The 14,820-nt window shown below is 45.1% G+C and carries 8 protein-coding genes and 1 pseudogene; 2 read left to right on the forward strand and 7 right to left on the reverse strand.

Annotated features, from left to right (window positions below; genetic code table 11):
- Positions 1–176: 176 nt before the first annotated feature.
- The 7 genes and pseudogenes from sstT to malT all read right to left on the reverse strand — a co-directional run bounded on the left by sstT (position 177) and on the right by malT (position 9,398).
- Positions 177–1,390, reverse strand: a pseudogene (sstT, locus tag AC3CKG_RS20975) (serine/threonine transporter SstT).
- Positions 1,391–1,806: 416 nt separating this feature from the next.
- Complete coding sequence (gene rsgA / locus AC3CKG_RS20980; protein WP_488529274.1) at positions 1,807–2,871, reverse strand: ribosome small subunit-dependent GTPase A; 1,065 nt, start codon at positions 2,869–2,871, stop codon at positions 1,807–1,809.
- Between the two features lie 560 nt (positions 2,872–3,431).
- Positions 3,432–3,890 carry a copper chaperone PCu(A)C gene (locus AC3CKG_RS20985; RefSeq protein ID WP_017108936.1) on the reverse strand — a complete coding sequence of 153 codons (459 nt, stop codon included), beginning with the start codon at positions 3,888–3,890 and terminating at the stop codon, positions 3,432–3,434.
- An 86-nt stretch (positions 3,891–3,976) separates the two neighbouring features.
- A complete protein-coding gene (locus AC3CKG_RS20990; protein WP_004732104.1) occupies positions 3,977–4,573 on the reverse strand; it encodes an SCO family protein in 597 nt (198 codons plus the stop codon).
- The gene (locus AC3CKG_RS20995) at positions 4,570–5,010 is read right to left on the reverse strand and encodes a hypothetical protein (RefSeq protein ID WP_488529275.1); all 441 of its coding nucleotides are present in this window, start codon (positions 5,008–5,010) and stop codon (positions 4,570–4,572) included. The genes AC3CKG_RS20990 and AC3CKG_RS20995 overlap by 4 nt, the downstream gene beginning before the upstream one ends.
- Positions 5,011–5,214: 204 nt before the next feature.
- Positions 5,215–6,135, reverse strand: a complete 921-nt coding sequence (locus AC3CKG_RS21000; RefSeq protein ID WP_488529276.1) for a polyprenyl-phosphate transporter — start codon at positions 6,133–6,135, stop codon at positions 5,215–5,217.
- A 554-nt stretch (positions 6,136–6,689) separates the two neighbouring features.
- Positions 6,690–9,398 (reverse strand): HTH-type transcriptional regulator MalT, encoded by a 2,709-nt coding sequence (gene malT / locus AC3CKG_RS21005; RefSeq protein WP_099167012.1) that lies wholly within the window; start codon positions 9,396–9,398, stop codon positions 6,690–6,692.
- Positions 9,399–9,965: 567 nt separating this feature from the next.
- On the opposite strand from malT, the gene AC3CKG_RS21010 reads away from it, so the two are divergent.
- Both AC3CKG_RS21010 and malQ read left to right on the forward strand, forming a co-directional pair.
- Positions 9,966–12,419 (forward strand): glycogen/starch/alpha-glucan phosphorylase, encoded by a 2,454-nt coding sequence (locus tag AC3CKG_RS21010; RefSeq protein WP_017108940.1) that lies wholly within the window; start codon positions 9,966–9,968, stop codon positions 12,417–12,419.
- A gap of 178 nt (positions 12,420–12,597) precedes the next feature.
- On the forward strand, positions 12,598–14,778 hold the full coding sequence (malQ, locus tag AC3CKG_RS21015) for a 4-alpha-glucanotransferase (RefSeq protein WP_102279798.1): 2,181 nt from the start codon (positions 12,598–12,600) through the stop codon (positions 14,776–14,778).
- Positions 14,779–14,820: the final 42 nt, after the last annotated feature.

The raw sequence follows: 14,820 nt of genomic DNA on the forward strand, positions 1-14,820 counted from the left end.
TCTGCTTATTTTAGTAACACTCCATTGGAGGCGAGACACTCTGAGTTAGGAATGACAGGATCAAAAAAGGGAAGCTGATGCTTCCCTTTTTATTTATGTGCTATTTGCTGTTAGAGCTTAGAGCTTAGAGCTTAGAGCTTAGAGCCAAAGGCTAAAGCTAATACCTAAGAGCTTAATTAAGCTTTGTTTTGCTCAGCTTTACATACAGCCGCAGTGAACACGACGTCTGTTGAGCTGTTAAGCGCTGTTTCAGCTGAATCTTGAATCACACCGATAATGAAACCAACCGCTACAACCTGCATCGCTACATCGTTTGAGATACCGAATAGGCCACATGCTAGTGGGATAAGCAGTAGTGAACCGCCTGCAACACCTGATGCGCCACATGCAGATACAGCAGCAACAAGGCTTAGTAGGATTGCAGTGAAGATATCAATCTCAATACCCATTGTGTGTACAGCAGCAAGTGTTAACACAGTGATGGTGATTGCAGCACCCGCCATGTTGATCGTTGCGCCGAGAGGGATTGATACAGAGTAAGTATCTTCATCTAGTTCTAGCTTCTTACAAAGGTTCATGTTCACTGGGATGTTTGCAGCGCTTGAACGAGTGAAGAATGCCGTTACACCAGACTCACGAATACATTGTAGTACAAGTGGGTATGGGTTCTGTTTTGTTTTCACAAAGACAAGCAGAGGGTTAACCACAAGTGCGATGATCAGCATTGAGCTTAGAGAACTGCTAGCAGTTGACCGTAGCTTGCCAGTGCATCGAAGCCTGTTGTTGCGAACGTAGTCGAAACAAGACCGAAGATACCGAATGGTGCAAGACGGATAATGAAGCGAACAATGTGTGAAACACTGTGGCTTAGGTCTTCGAAAACCGCTTTGGTTGTTGCAGATGCGTGGTGCAGTGCAAGGCCAAGACCGATTGCCCAAGCAAGAATACCGATGTAGTTCGCGTTCATTAGCGCGCTAACTGGGTTATCGACAAGCTTGAATAGAAGGGTATGAAGAACTTCAGCAATACCTTGAGGAGGGTTCGCACCTTCAGCACCAGCAACCAGAGTCAACGTGGTTGGGAACATGAAGCTCAATACTACTGCTGTTAGTGCAGCAGAGAACGTACCAATCAGGTAAAGCACAATGATTGGACGCATATGAGTATGCTGACCTTTCTTTTGGTTTGCGATAGAAGCTGCTACAAGAATGAAGACTAAAATTGGGGCTACAGCTTTCAGCGCACCAACAAACAGACTACCTAGTAGACCTGCATCTTGAGCAGCTGATGGAGAAACCATGGCGAGAACGACACCGAAAACAATACCAGCAAGGATCTGTAGAACGAGATTTCCACGAGCGATGCGGGCGAACATGTTGTGATTTTGCATAAAATACCTGCAATTGTTAATTTATTATAGTGATGTATCTTTTTATAAAGTTGTACCAAATCCAACTATACACTAGTGGAATGGGCGGTCATATTAGCGGGATCCTACGGAGTGTCTAGGAATAGTTTAGATTTAGGGTGATTGTTTGCGCTACGTGGTGTTTTTAGAGCTAAATGTTAATTTTTTGTGCTCTGATTGAGATATAAATCTGCGTGATAATACTCATTCGGGTCAATGTTCTGGTGAGAGTGGTGTCAGTGTCCATTCACGAGATCATTGTGTGCAGAAATGATCCCATCGAGTTCCTGTTAATACAAAGAAGCCCCAAGCCTAATGCATTAATAAGCTAGATAAGCTAAGGCGCGATAGGGACATGGGGCTTAATTATGTGCTGTAAAACCTAATCTAAGAAACGGTTATTTAGACGATTTCTTGATATTACGGCTCTCCGATTGCACGGTTTTGTACATTTTAGAAAGCTGTTTACTGCTCGCTCTCTGTTCTGCCAATGACGCTCCATTTCTTGCTTGCTCTCTGAGTAGCTTCTCATAGTTAGAGAATCGTCTTTCAGAAAGCTCACCGCTTTCAATGGCTTTGCGTATTGCGCATCCTGGTTCTGACTCATGGCTGCAATCAGAGAAGCGACAATGCATCGCTAACTCTTCCACATCGGAAAACGTTTCACTTACACCCTCGGCACAATCGGCGAGTTGTAGCTCACGCATTCCCGGTGTATCTAACAACAAGCCTCCAGATGACAATAAATGCAATGATCGTGATGTTGTCGTGTGGCGACCTTTACTGTCGTCTTCTCGAATGCCACCAGTAGCTTGCTGAAAGTCACCAAGCAATGAGTTGACCAAGGTCGATTTACCTACACCGGATGAACCCATTAAAGCAACGGTCTTGCCTGTTTTACACCAAGGCGACAATACTTGAGTCGAGTCTTGGTCTAGGCTGTTCACCGCCTCGATCATCAACATCGAATCTAAGCTTTGCACTTGTTGTACTTTGTCTTCGTAGTCGTCACACAAGTCTTTCTTGGTGAGGACGATAACCGCTTCAACCTGCGCTTCGTTGGCGAGCGCTAGATAGCGTTCGATGCGGCTCAGATTAAAGTCATTGTTTAACGAGACCACGATAAACACGGTATCGATATTGGCTGAAATGTACTGTTCTGCTACGCGACTGCCCGCCGCTTTACGGCTGAAGATCGACTGACGTTCTAGCAAGCGGTCAAATTGTAGCTCAGCGTTTAATATCACCCAGTCGCCAACTGTCATTGCAGGTTGGTTTTGATGAACGGGTAGAACGATTTCGCCTTGTTCTGACGCAAGAGTATAGCCACTGCGATGGTGCGCGGTAATACGAGCAATGACGGATTGGTCATAGTCTTCGAGTGTCAGTTGTTGCTGGAATACAGGTTGCCATCCAAGCTGTTGAAGTGGCATTGGATGAGAAAATGCTGTTTGTGAATTCATGTTTATTTACCCAGACGTGCGAGCTTTCTTTTCTTGTTAGAGCATTAAAGTCTTATGAGAGCATTAACTTCTTGTGAGATCTCTTATTTGTTGATGAGATCAAAAGAGTTAATGAGACCAAAAAGAGTTGCTGAAATTAAAAAGCGTCGAGACGCCAAAAATGTTTTGAGCTTGGGTCGAATTCAAATAGATAGGACCCCGGATTTAGTCATGCGCTATTGGCATGAGGGACTGATCTCTTAAGGATCAATAGTAAACCGGGTAAAAGTGTACGGTCGTCACGGGTGACGAGATGTTGGTCGATCGATATTTAAGTTGGATTAACCAAACAAATTAACGCGTTACTTTTACTGCCAGTTTTAGTGTTTTGATTACAATCATCTTCTATTCTCCTTGGGTTATTAATGGGTTCAGGCTTCAAATAGAAAGCGAACTCAGTTTAACAAAAAGCCACGATGGCGAGAAGTCATCGTGGCTTAATTTTGTCTAATTTTGTCTAATTTTGTCTGATATTCACTTCTACTTATAATCAGTATCGTTGAACATCAAGTGGTGCCAAATTAGTGATGATCGTGATCCATCTTTTTCATGCCACTCATTACTTTCTTCACTGGTGCATCGAATGTCTGAGTTTCACCGTTTGCGTAAGTCAGTGTCATTTCGATTTTCTCGCCTTCTTTTAAGCTGCTTGCTAGATCGAATAACATGATGTGTAGGCTGCCCGGTTTAAGTACCGCTTCACCATTTGCAGGGATCGTGATCTGCTGAACTTGGCGCATTTTCATTACATCGCCATCCATGATGACATCATGAAGTTCTACTTTACCTGCTGCAGGTGTCGTTGCCGCTACGATAGAGCGTTCTTTATCGCTGTGGTTCATTAGGGTGGTGAAAACAGCGCTGTTGACCGCTGAAGGTGGTGTTGCGCGAGCGTAAGCGTCGTGAACCATAATGTCACCTTTAGCATGAGCAAGAGGTGCAAGCAGTAAGCCTGCTAGAGCAAGAGCTTTTAACTTCATGTTGTTGTCCTTAGTTTTTATGTTTTGGTCTGGGACCTGACTTTTTTAGTTCGAACTTTATTGAGTAAGTTCTTTATTTTTACGTTTTACTGCGTCAATTTGTTGATGGCCTCAACAATTGGCGCTGGCGTTAACGTATGCGGCACTTTGGTAATCAGTGTGCCGTCGGGCTTTAAAAAATAAAAATATGAGCTGTGGTCGAGGGTGTATTCCAACTCTGAACCTTCAAGCTTTGTTTTTCTGAAAATAACACCGTAGTTATGCGCAAGCGTTGTTGTCACATCTAACGGGCCACTTAACCCTTCCATCATTGGATGGAAGTATTGCGCGTATTCGTAAGAGGCTTCTGCTGCATCACGTTCAGGATCAAGCGAAACAAACATCGGGCGAATTTTCGCTTTTGCTTCGTCAGAGACTTGGTTAAGTGCTCCGGCTAACATCGCCAAAGAAGTAGGGCAGACATCTGGGCAACGTGTGAAACCGAAGTAAACGATGCGAATTCTGTCATCGGTTTGGTCAAAGATTTCCGTTGGCTGGTTGTCCTTGCCGAAAAGAGTCGTTGCGGAGAACTCTTGTTTTGCTGCGTGTTGTTCTTGAACTTCGTTTTGTCCATCAAGATAGCTTTTGACACCAAAGCCAAGTACAAAAGCGACAACCAATGCTAACGACCAATTTCTACTCATCTTGCCATCCTTATTGCAGGGTTTACAGTATCGACACCATCAGTGAGCTCACCGACCCATGTCATTTTATCTAAAGTACATACAGGTAAAATTACATCACCTTCATAGGTATTATTGCCAATGCTCTTTAATTGAAAACGCGCAGATCCCATTTCCATTTCTAAGCCAATAAGTGACAGCATTAATGTGTCAGAAGCTGCGCCTTCCCAAACTACTTTGATTTTGCTTGGAACGAGTGGCTGAGCCGTTTCACTATCGAGTGTCATGGCAACCGCATTTTGCTCACACGATGTGGTTGAAAGCATGCAATAATCATCTAAGTTAACGTCAGCAGAGGTTTGCTCCATCGCTGATTTAAATTGCTGAATTGCTTGCGGCCCATAAAAGCCTGCCACGAGAGCGATCCCAAGAGCAGCAACCTTTAATGCAGAGTGCATGTCGTGTTCTCATCTAATTTTATAAGAGCGGCGATGTTATCACACCCCTCAATACGTGCTTGTATCAAAAAGCAATTTTGTGCGTATGGTAGAACTAAAAAAGCGAAGCCATAGGCTTCGCTTTTATTTAAATAATAGGGATGTTGAACTCAGTATTTACGGGACTCATCCATGTAACACGTTTCCCATTTGTTTTCTGAATAGCTAGTCCGCGTTGCGCTCTGCAAATTTCTCTAACCCAAGGACCAGAGCAATCGCTACAAGCATCATCACAATTGCCAACACCAACTGAGAAGGCTGAGAGGTCACTGCTTCAAAGTCGAACGGGGATAGGTTTTCTTGAATCAGAGGAACTTGCTCACCTTTAGAGTTTGTACGCCAGCTGATCGTTTCTTTCCACGGCCAAATCTTCGGCAGCGTACCGATCATCAAACCAGTCAAGAATACCAATGTGAAGTCGCGGAATGAGCGCAATAACCAAGAAAGTACGTGAGAGAAAGTCAGTAGCCCAAGCACACAGCCACTAAGAAATAGCGCAAGCACATCGATTTGGAACTCTTTTACGGCACCTAATACAGGGCTGTACATGCCTATCAGTAATAGAATAAAGCTGCCGGAGATACCAGGTAAGATCATGGCACATATCGCAATCGCGCCCGCAATTAGCAAGTTAATGCTGGTTGGCTCCATTTGCAGAGGCTTAAGCACAGTAATGCTATAAGCGAAGGCAACACCAAGCAGCAAAAATACGAATCGAATCATATCGCGTTTTTCTACTTGCTTAAGAATATGGAAAACCGACACCAAGATAAGGCCAAAGAAGAACGACCACAAAGGAACCGGGTGCGTGACCAATAACCAAGAAATCAGTTTTGCGAATGTCGCAATACTGGTGAAAACGCCAGCGAACAGTGAAATCAGGAAAAATCCGTTGATGTGGTTAAACGCAGCTTTGAAGCCTTCGCGTTTCCATAAGCTAAGAACGCTAGGGTTAATTCTGCGAATGCTTTCTAGCAGGGTATCGTAAATACCAGTGATGAATGCGATGGTTCCGCCCGACACGCCAGGGACAACGTCGGCTGCGCCCATTGCCATGCCTTTGAAAAAAGTACTTAAGTAGTTCATTGCTTCATAGAGTTGAGGGTGATTTTGTGCAGTATACAAACTTTAGTGTAAAAAAAGTATGAATATGCCTTTAGCGAGGCGCTTTTATTACCTTCTTAATTGTAAGGCAATAAGTTGAACTGAACATTTGCCTAATATTTAAAATACAAGCACTTAGTGATTTGTCATTAAGGATAGCGATGAAACTGGTCTCTTATCGATATTGCATCATGGTTGCATTATGCAAATGCACTTTGCAATTCGCATGTTAAATTCGAGGGTTTTATGCGATGCAGAGCTTATAAAACGCCAAATTAAAGTTGGCACGCTAACTGCATTGTATAGATTGACCCTTCTTAAGCCGAGGGTCACCTAGCCAACTGACGTTGTTAGTGAACTTTTGATTTGTTCACATATATATAGAGCCAATCGCGATTATTGCGGTTGGCTATTTTTTTGCCTGTCATTTGGTTCTCTGCGCTCTGTTGTCTGCTATTTCCTGAATGTCCAAGCGAAAAAAAAGCCAGCCACCATTAGTGACTAGCTTCTGCTTTCTCACGAATCTCGAATCCGTTTTAGTATCCCATCAACTGCAACAAGTTTTCTGCTGTGCTGATCGCTTCTTTACGGTTGGCAATGTTTAGCTTTTGGTAAAGGTTACGGATGTGAGTCTTGATAGTGGTACCTGCTACGTCAAGTTCTTGAGCGATCTGCTCATTACTGAATCCAGAGTAGATCAGACCAAGCACCTGCCATTCCCGTTGGGTGAGTGGGCTAGTGCGCACAAGTTCTGGAATATTCGGGTGATTAACCAGATTTTCCACAAAGTCTTCATCGAAGTGAACCGAACGGCTACGTTGAGTTGTTGAGATATCTTTCATGATCTGCTGAGCACGGTGACGTTCTAAATCGCCAAGGCCTGGCTTGCTACTCAACTTATCCAAGATGTGCCCGATAGTGCCACCGTCGACCAAAAAGTTACCTACCATTCCGGTTTGATTGGTCATATGAAGCGCTTCTTCAAGCAATACACGAGCGCTATCTTCATCGTTGATCTGTGTGCGCAGCACGGCTTCAACAATCAAGTTTCTATTGGTATCCGTGATCAGGTGTGAACGCTGTGCTTCGCTTTTCAGGAAGGTCAGTGCTTCTTCCGCTTCTTCATATTGCTCAAGAATGATGTGAGATCTTACGATATTTCGCCACTGAAGCTGACAGAAGTGGTTACTCGCCGATTCAGGTCGAACTGCAACACTTAGCCAGTCACGGATGGCGTCTTTATCACCTTTTACCTGCCAGAATAAGATCAATGAAAGCGATGCATTCGCTGTCCAATCCACGTGATAAGTTGATTGGCGTAACAAGTGCTGAATTTGGTCGATAAACTTAGATGCTTTATCAATTTCACCACGGCTAAGCGAGATACGAGCCAGCATAGAGTAGCTGTGCAGGTGCTTACTTGGTGAGTGGTGGCCAAGGATGTCTAAGCCCTTATAACAACACTCTTCTGCTTCATCTAATCGGTTCCAACACCAGAAAATTTGAGCTCGAACACGCAGTAAGAACTCATGCAGGGGCACGTATTGCAGCTGGTGTTCTTCAATCAATTTGAACGCGCTGTCTTGTAGCTCAAAGGCCGCTTGAACATAGCCTTGGGCAATCAGGATTTCGCTTTGTTGCAGAATTGCCCACAGTGCTTGATGGTAAACCTGATACTGGCGAGCCAGTTTTTCCGTTTGTTGCATCATCGGCAGAGCACGGCTCAGGTTACCCATTACGTGGTTCACTTCACCAACAACAGAGGTCGCAACAATACGGCTACGATAAACGGTCGTGTTCAACTGGCTTAGTGAAAGCTCGGCTAATTCCAATGCTTTTTCAGGCTCATTGCTGTTAATAGCAACTTGCGCACGCAGGGCGTTGTATTGACCTTGCTGCTGAGTATCCAGTTCGATGTTTCGAGCTTGATACTGAGTTTCCGCTTCTTCTAAAAGAGTGCCCACTTGATCATAGCGATGCTGACTTTGTGCCAGCCAAGCGCGTAGCATAGATAGCTTCGGCTCACTGTATAGCTGATCCGTGGTTAGCTGTTTGATCGCCATCTCTAACGAAGATAACTCACCCTGGTTGAACATCGGCCAACCGTGTTCCGTCAGAATTTGAATGATCAGCTCTGGATCTTCTGCACGTTGTGCATGTCGCAGTGCTTGGTGAGGCGTTTTCTGTTTGATCCACGCTTTAGCGGCACTTCTGTGCAACTCGGCTTCTTGTTGTGGAATTCGAGCTTGGCGCTCGTGGGCAAGGAATTCACCGAACAGATTGTGGAATCGGTACCAGTTCTTCTCGCCTTCAAGAGGGTAGATAAATAGACCAAATCGGTTGAGTGATTCGATCATACCGAGCGCGTCTTCACGCTGTGTAAGCGCGCAGACTAATTCGTCATTGAAATGGTCAAGCACTGAACACTGCATCAAGAATTGTCGGGTTTCTTTATCCAGTAGGTCGAATACTTCTTCAACCAAGTAATCCCAAAGGTGGGCATGGTTAAAGTGAGAGAAAGATTCTGCCGATTGCGCCAGCGTGCGTTTTTGATGTTGAGCTTGAAGGGCAATAAGTTGTAACGCCGAAGGCCACCCCTCAACATAAGTACAGATACTGCCAGCGGTGGTGTCATCTACGCCATCAGCGACACGTTGATTGAAGAAACGCGTCGTCTCTTCAGTATCAAAAGCCAGAGAGTCGTTGCCAATTTCAATCATCAAATCACGAACGCGAAGGTTTGCGGTACCAAGTGGTGGTGTCCCACGGCTAGTCACAACAAGCGTTAGATTGTCGGGCATGTGCTTGAGGAAAAAGCGCATCGCCTCGTGAATGTCATCGTTATTAACTAAGTGGTAGTCATCCAGCACAAGGAAACATTCCTGGTGGAATTCAGACATTTCGGCGAACACTTCGCTTAACAAAGAATGCAGTGATGAAAACTGTCGCTTTTCTGCCAGTTTTTGGGCATTAGGACAGGCATTTTGAGTCGCTTTGTTAAGTGATTGAAGTAAGTAGTTGATATAGCGAAAGGCATCATTGTCACTATCGTCAATGCTGTACCAACCCACATTGGGTTTATCTACCAGCCATTGCGCAGCCATAGTGGTCTTGCCATAACCCGCAGGAGAGCGGAACAGTACGAGCTTGTAGCAATCTGCATTCTGAAGCAGATCGAGAACTCTAGGTCGCAGGATTGCATTGTGTAAGCGGCCGGGACGAGTCAGTTTCGAAGGGATCCACATGTCGAAGTTTTACACCTATTCCGTGGCTATGTTCTGGAATATCTCAATCTATCGTTGAGTACAGTCCTATGATATTAGCCTGATTACTTAAGTCTTTACTCATATTACGTGAAGCAAAACGTTACCGACTATGATCCTCCTCAGAAACCTTGCACTCCTGCATGTTTTTAGTGTTCTACGCCCTTTATTTGTGACTTTGCTCACCTTGCGGGGTGGTTTGTGAATGTGACTTTGTCCTTACCTACACATGTTTCTCTGCAAAAGATGAGAGGCAGAAAATATTTTCGTGATCTGAAACTCAGATTTGGCAATGACTTCAAATGGGTTAAATAAAAGTCACATCATTTGAAGTTAAGTTATCGAACGGGAGCTTGTGATCCCAGTCACTCCAAGTTTTTGTTCTCATTCAGAACATGAGAGTCAGATCACTAACCCTATGTCGGTACGCCCCCTACGCCCTCTCATCTACTCCTAGTTAGTCGTACGGGCGGGAGGATGTTTAGTTAATGGTGACCATGCACGATATGTCACAGATGAATTAGAACTATTAAAAGCGAGATTTCTGAAATGAAACCAACTCAGCAAAAAACTTTCGATAAAGTGTCGTTCCAAGAAAGCGTTAAGAAGCATTTATCTGCAACCTACGCAACAACGATTGAAAACGCGGATAGCCGCGCATGGTACCTAGCAATGGGTCGCGCATTAGCAGAACTCACAACATTCGACCTGCTAGAAACTGAAAACGATGAAAAAATTAAAAACGCGAAAAGCGTTAACTACCTTTCATTAGAGTTTTTGATTGGTCGTCTTACAGGTAACAACCTAATCAGCATGGGTCTATACGAAGAGATCACTCATGCAATGGAAGAGCTAGGTCAAAACCTAACAGACCTTCTAGAAGAAGAACGCGACCCATCACTAGGTAATGGTGGTCTTGGTCGTCTTGCTGCTTGTTTCATGGATTCTTGTGCCGCTCAAGAATACCCAACAGTAGGTTACGGTCTTCACTACGAATACGGTCTATTCAAACAGTCTTTCCAAGACGGTCGCCAACAAGAAGCACCAGACGCGTGGCGCGGTGTTGAGGGTTACCCATGGGAAGTTGCTCGTCCAGAACTAGCACAACACATTGGTTTTTACGGTCATGTAGAAGTTGAATACATCGACGGTAAAGAAGTTCGTACTTGGGTTCCAGGTATGGAAGTAAAAGCAATGCCTTGGGATCTACCAATCGTAGGTTACGAGTCAAACACGGTTTATCCGCTGCGTCTTTGGGAATGTCAGGCAATTGCACCATTCTCACTAGCAAGCTTCAACAACGGTGATTACTTTGAAGCGCAACACTCGCTAATCGATGCAGGTAACATCACTAAAGTACTTTACCCGAATGACAACCACGAGAAAGGTAAGACACTGCGCCTAATGCAGCAGTACTTCCACTCAGCAGCGTCTGTTCGCGATATTCTACGTCGTCACGAGGCAGCAGGTTTCTCTCTAGAAGATCTGCCTAAACAAGAAACGATTCAGCTTAACGATACGCACCCAACGATTGCGATTCCTGAGCTAATGCGCATCTTAATCGACGAGAAAGGTCTATCTTGGGATCAAGCATGGGAAATCAGTGCTCATACGTTCGCATACACGAACCACACGCTACTTCCTGAAGCACTAGAGACTTGGTCTGAATCTTTGATCAACCGTCTTCTTCCACGTCACATGGAAATCATTTTTGAAATCAACCACCGCTTCATGCAAGAAGTTCGCAAGATGTGGCCTGGTGACGGTGAGAAGCAAGCTAAGCTTTCTATCATCCAAGAAGGTTTCCACCGTATGGTTCGCATGGCAAACCTATGTGTGATTGGTTCTTACAAAGTAAACGGTGTAGCTGCACTTCACTCTCAACTGGTTAAGAAAGACTTGTTCCCTGAGTTCAACGAAATCTTCCCAGGCAAATTGACTAACGTAACGAACGGCATCACGCCACGTCGTTGGTTGAAGTTCTGTAACCCAGGTCTATCTACGCTAATCACTGGCAAGATCGGTACTGAGTGGCCAGCAAAACTTGAGCAGCTTGAAGGCATCGCTAAGTTTGCAACAGACGCGAAATTCCAAAAAGAATTCATGGCTGTTAAGAAAGAAAACAAACAGCGCCTTGCTGATTGGGTTCAAGAGAACATGGGTATCGAGCTAGATACGAACGCTATCTTCGACGTGCAAATCAAGCGTCTACACGAATACAAGCGTCAACACCTAGATTTGCTACACATTCTATCTCTGTACCACCGTATTCTTAATGAACCTGGTTTCGAGTGTGAGCCACGCGTATGTTTCTTCGCAGCGAAAGCAGCACCGGGTTACCACCTAGCAAAAGAAATCATCTTCGCGGTTAACAAGATTGCAGAGAAGATCAACAACGACCCTCGCATCGGTAACAAGCTGAAAGTGGTATTCATCCCTGACTACCGTGTAAGCATGGCTGAAATCATCATCCCTGCAGCAGACGTTTCTCAGCAAATCTCACTGGCTGGTAAAGAAGCATCGGGTACGGGCAACATGAAGATGGCTCTAAACGGCGCTCTAACTATCGGTACGATGGATGGTGCAAACGTTGAGATTCGTGAAGAAGTTGGTGATGAAAACATCTACATCTTCGGCCTAGACGTTGACGGTGTTGTTGCATTGAAAGCTCAGGGTTACAACCCATACGACTACTACAATGCAGACCCACTACTGAAAGCTTCTCTGGACCTATTGACTGGCGATGAGTTCTCTCCAGGTCAACCAGGCCTTCTACGTGCAACATTTGATAGCCTACTAGACGGCGGTGACCCTTACCTATGTCTAGCTGACTTCGCATCTTATGTGAAAGCACACGAAGACATGGGCACGCAATACAAAGACCAAGCAGGTTGGGCTAAGAAAGCGATTCTTAACACAGCATTGGTTGGTAAGTTCACATCAGATCGCTCAATCCGCGACTACGTGAACAACATCTGGAAACTAGAAGCCGTTAAACGTTAATAGTTCTAAAAGTAGCCAAGGCAGTTTCTGCCTTGGCTCAATTAGCTTGTGAGCAAACAGACGGCTTATTCAGATAGCGATGCTTACAAACTGATTGTCACAAGCTAATTGATTAGTAAAAAATTAAATAGACAACCCTACAAAAATTGAAAGCGTTAGAACGTTTTCGGAGAGAGCGATGAAAGAACAGACCGTATTAAAACAAGTCGCAGAAATGGCAAATATTGCCGACAGTTACGTTAGTGCGTGGGGCGATGAAGCACAGGTATCAGACGAAACGATTACGTCTCTATTGGCTTCATTGGGCTACGATACAAGCAGCGATGATGCACTGCTTAAATCAGCAGAAAGAAAACACAAAAAAGATGTACTAGACCCAGTTCTTGTCTTGCGTGATGGTGAGCCAGTAGAAGTGGCGTTGAATTTAGGTGTTAGTGCTCGTGAAAGCGAGTTCAGCTGGCGCTTAGAGACCGAGCAAGGAGAGGTACTTGAAGGCTATCTTCAATCTCAAGTCGTTCGTGATGAGCGTGCCGAGGGTGGCCCTTTAGTGTTTGCACTGCCAAGTGATTTGGCATGGGGTTATCACAAGCTCATCGTGAGTCGTAAGCGCCGTAAAAAGCCTTACGAGATGACACTGATTATTACACCAAAAGCGTGTTTTAAGCAGGCGCCAATCGAGCAAGGTAAAAAGCTTTGGGGTCCAAGTGTTCAGCTTTACACGCTAAGAACTCAGCACAACTGGGGTATTGGTGATTTTGGCGATCTAAAACAGCTTGTTGCGGATATTTCGTCTCGCGGTGGTGATTTTGTTGGCCTAAACCCAATTCACTCATTGTTCCCAGCGAATCCTGAAGGCGCAAGCCCATACAGCCCGTCTTCACGTCGTTGGTTAAACATCCTTTACATTGATGTGAGCTCAGTACCTGAATTTGCATTAAGTGCAGAAGCACAACAAACCGTAGGCAGCGCAGAGTTCCAACAGCGCCTACAGAAAGCTCGTGAAGCGCACTGGGTGAATTACACTGAAGTGTCTGAGCTGAAGATGAGCATCTTACCTCTGCTATTTGCAGAATTTAAGACTCGTCATCTAGACAAAAACAGCGACCGCGCACAAGCGTTCTTAGCGTTCGTTGAAGAGGGCGGTGAAAGCCTAATGCATCAAGCGGCGTTTGATGCATTGCACGGTGAACTGCATGCTGAAGATTCAGGTATGTGGGGATGGCCAGTCTTTCCTGAGAAATACCGTACATTCGATAGCCCAGCAACACAGAAATACATCAAAGAGAACCTAGAGCAAGTACATCTTTACATGTACCTGCAATGGATAGCGGATTGCCAGATCAACGATGCACAGTCTCTTGCAGAAGAGAAAGGCATGGCGGTTGGCCTGTACCGTGACTTAGCGGTAGGCGTTGCGGATTCAGGCAGCGAGACATGGGCTGATGAAGGCAACCTAGTGATGGATGCGAGCATTGGTGCTCCACCGGATATTCTTGGTCCTCTGGGTCAGAATTGGGGTCTACCTCCACTAAACCCAGAAGTACTTCAGGAAACCAGCTACGACGCTTACATCAAGCTACTTCGCGCCAACATGAAGCACTGTGGTGCACTTCGTATTGACCATGTTTTAGGTCTGCTGCGTTTATGGTGGATTCCAAAAGGTGAGAACGCAACGAAAGGAGCGTACATCTACTACCCAGTGCAGGATATGCTGTCGATTCTGGCGCTTGAATCTCATCGTTACCAATGTAGCGTTATCGGTGAAGATTTAGGTACCGTACCAGATGAAATCGTCGATATCCTAGCGGATGCAGGTGTACATTCTTACAAAGTGTTCTTCTTCGAAACTTCTGAAGACGATGGTGGTTTCATCTCACCAAAACACTATGCATCACAATCGATGGCAGCACTGTGTACTCACGATATGCCCACGCTACGTGGCTTCTGGCACTGTGATGACTTGAAGATGGGTCAAGAGATTGGTTTATACCCAGATGTAGAACAGTTAGAAACCTTGTTCGATGACCGTCTGGAGTGCAAACAAGGTATCTTAGATTCAGTGGCATGGCATGGCTTCCTACCTGAAGGTGTTGGCCGCGATGCAAGCCAAGTACCGATGGACTCTTATCTTGCTGAAGCACTTCAGTTGCACGTGGCGGCTGGTGGTTCAACGCTACTTAGCGTTCAGCTGGAAGATTGGCTAGAGATGGACAAGCCAGTAAATATTCCCGGCACCGTGGATGAGTACCCTAACTGGCGTCGTAAACTATCAATGAACTTGGACGAAATCTTCGCGCACGAAGGGGTAAATCGTATCGCTTCTAAGCTGACAGACGTTCGAGAAAAAGCAGGTAAGTAATGATTATGAGTGGCCTGAATTTACGTGGTTTTTTGCTTACGC

The organism is Vibrio sp. QJM3NY_15, assembly GCF_057785995.1.

Coding starts and splice junctions, on each gene's coding strand:
- rsgA (WP_488529274.1), bottom strand. CDS start 2,871: ATGAATTCACAAACAGCATTTTCTCATCCAATGCCACTTCAACAGCTT.
- AC3CKG_RS21000 (WP_488529276.1), bottom strand. CDS start 6,135: ATGAACTACTTAAGTACTTTTTTCAAAGGCATGGCAATGGGCGCAGCC.
- malT (WP_099167012.1), bottom strand. CDS start 9,398: ATGTGGATCCCTTCGAAACTGACTCGTCCCGGCCGCTTACACAATGCA.
- AC3CKG_RS20990 (WP_004732104.1), bottom strand. CDS start 4,573: ATGAGTAGAAATTGGTCGTTAGCATTGGTTGTCGCTTTTGTACTTGGC.
- malQ (WP_102279798.1), top strand. CDS start 12,598: ATGAAAGAACAGACCGTATTAAAACAAGTCGCAGAAATGGCAAATATT.
- AC3CKG_RS21010 (WP_017108940.1), top strand. CDS start 9,966: ATGAAACCAACTCAGCAAAAAACTTTCGATAAAGTGTCGTTCCAAGAA.
- AC3CKG_RS20995 (WP_488529275.1), bottom strand. CDS start 5,010: ATGCACTCTGCATTAAAGGTTGCTGCTCTTGGGATCGCTCTCGTGGCA.
- AC3CKG_RS20985 (WP_017108936.1), bottom strand. CDS start 3,890: ATGAAGTTAAAAGCTCTTGCTCTAGCAGGCTTACTGCTTGCACCTCTT.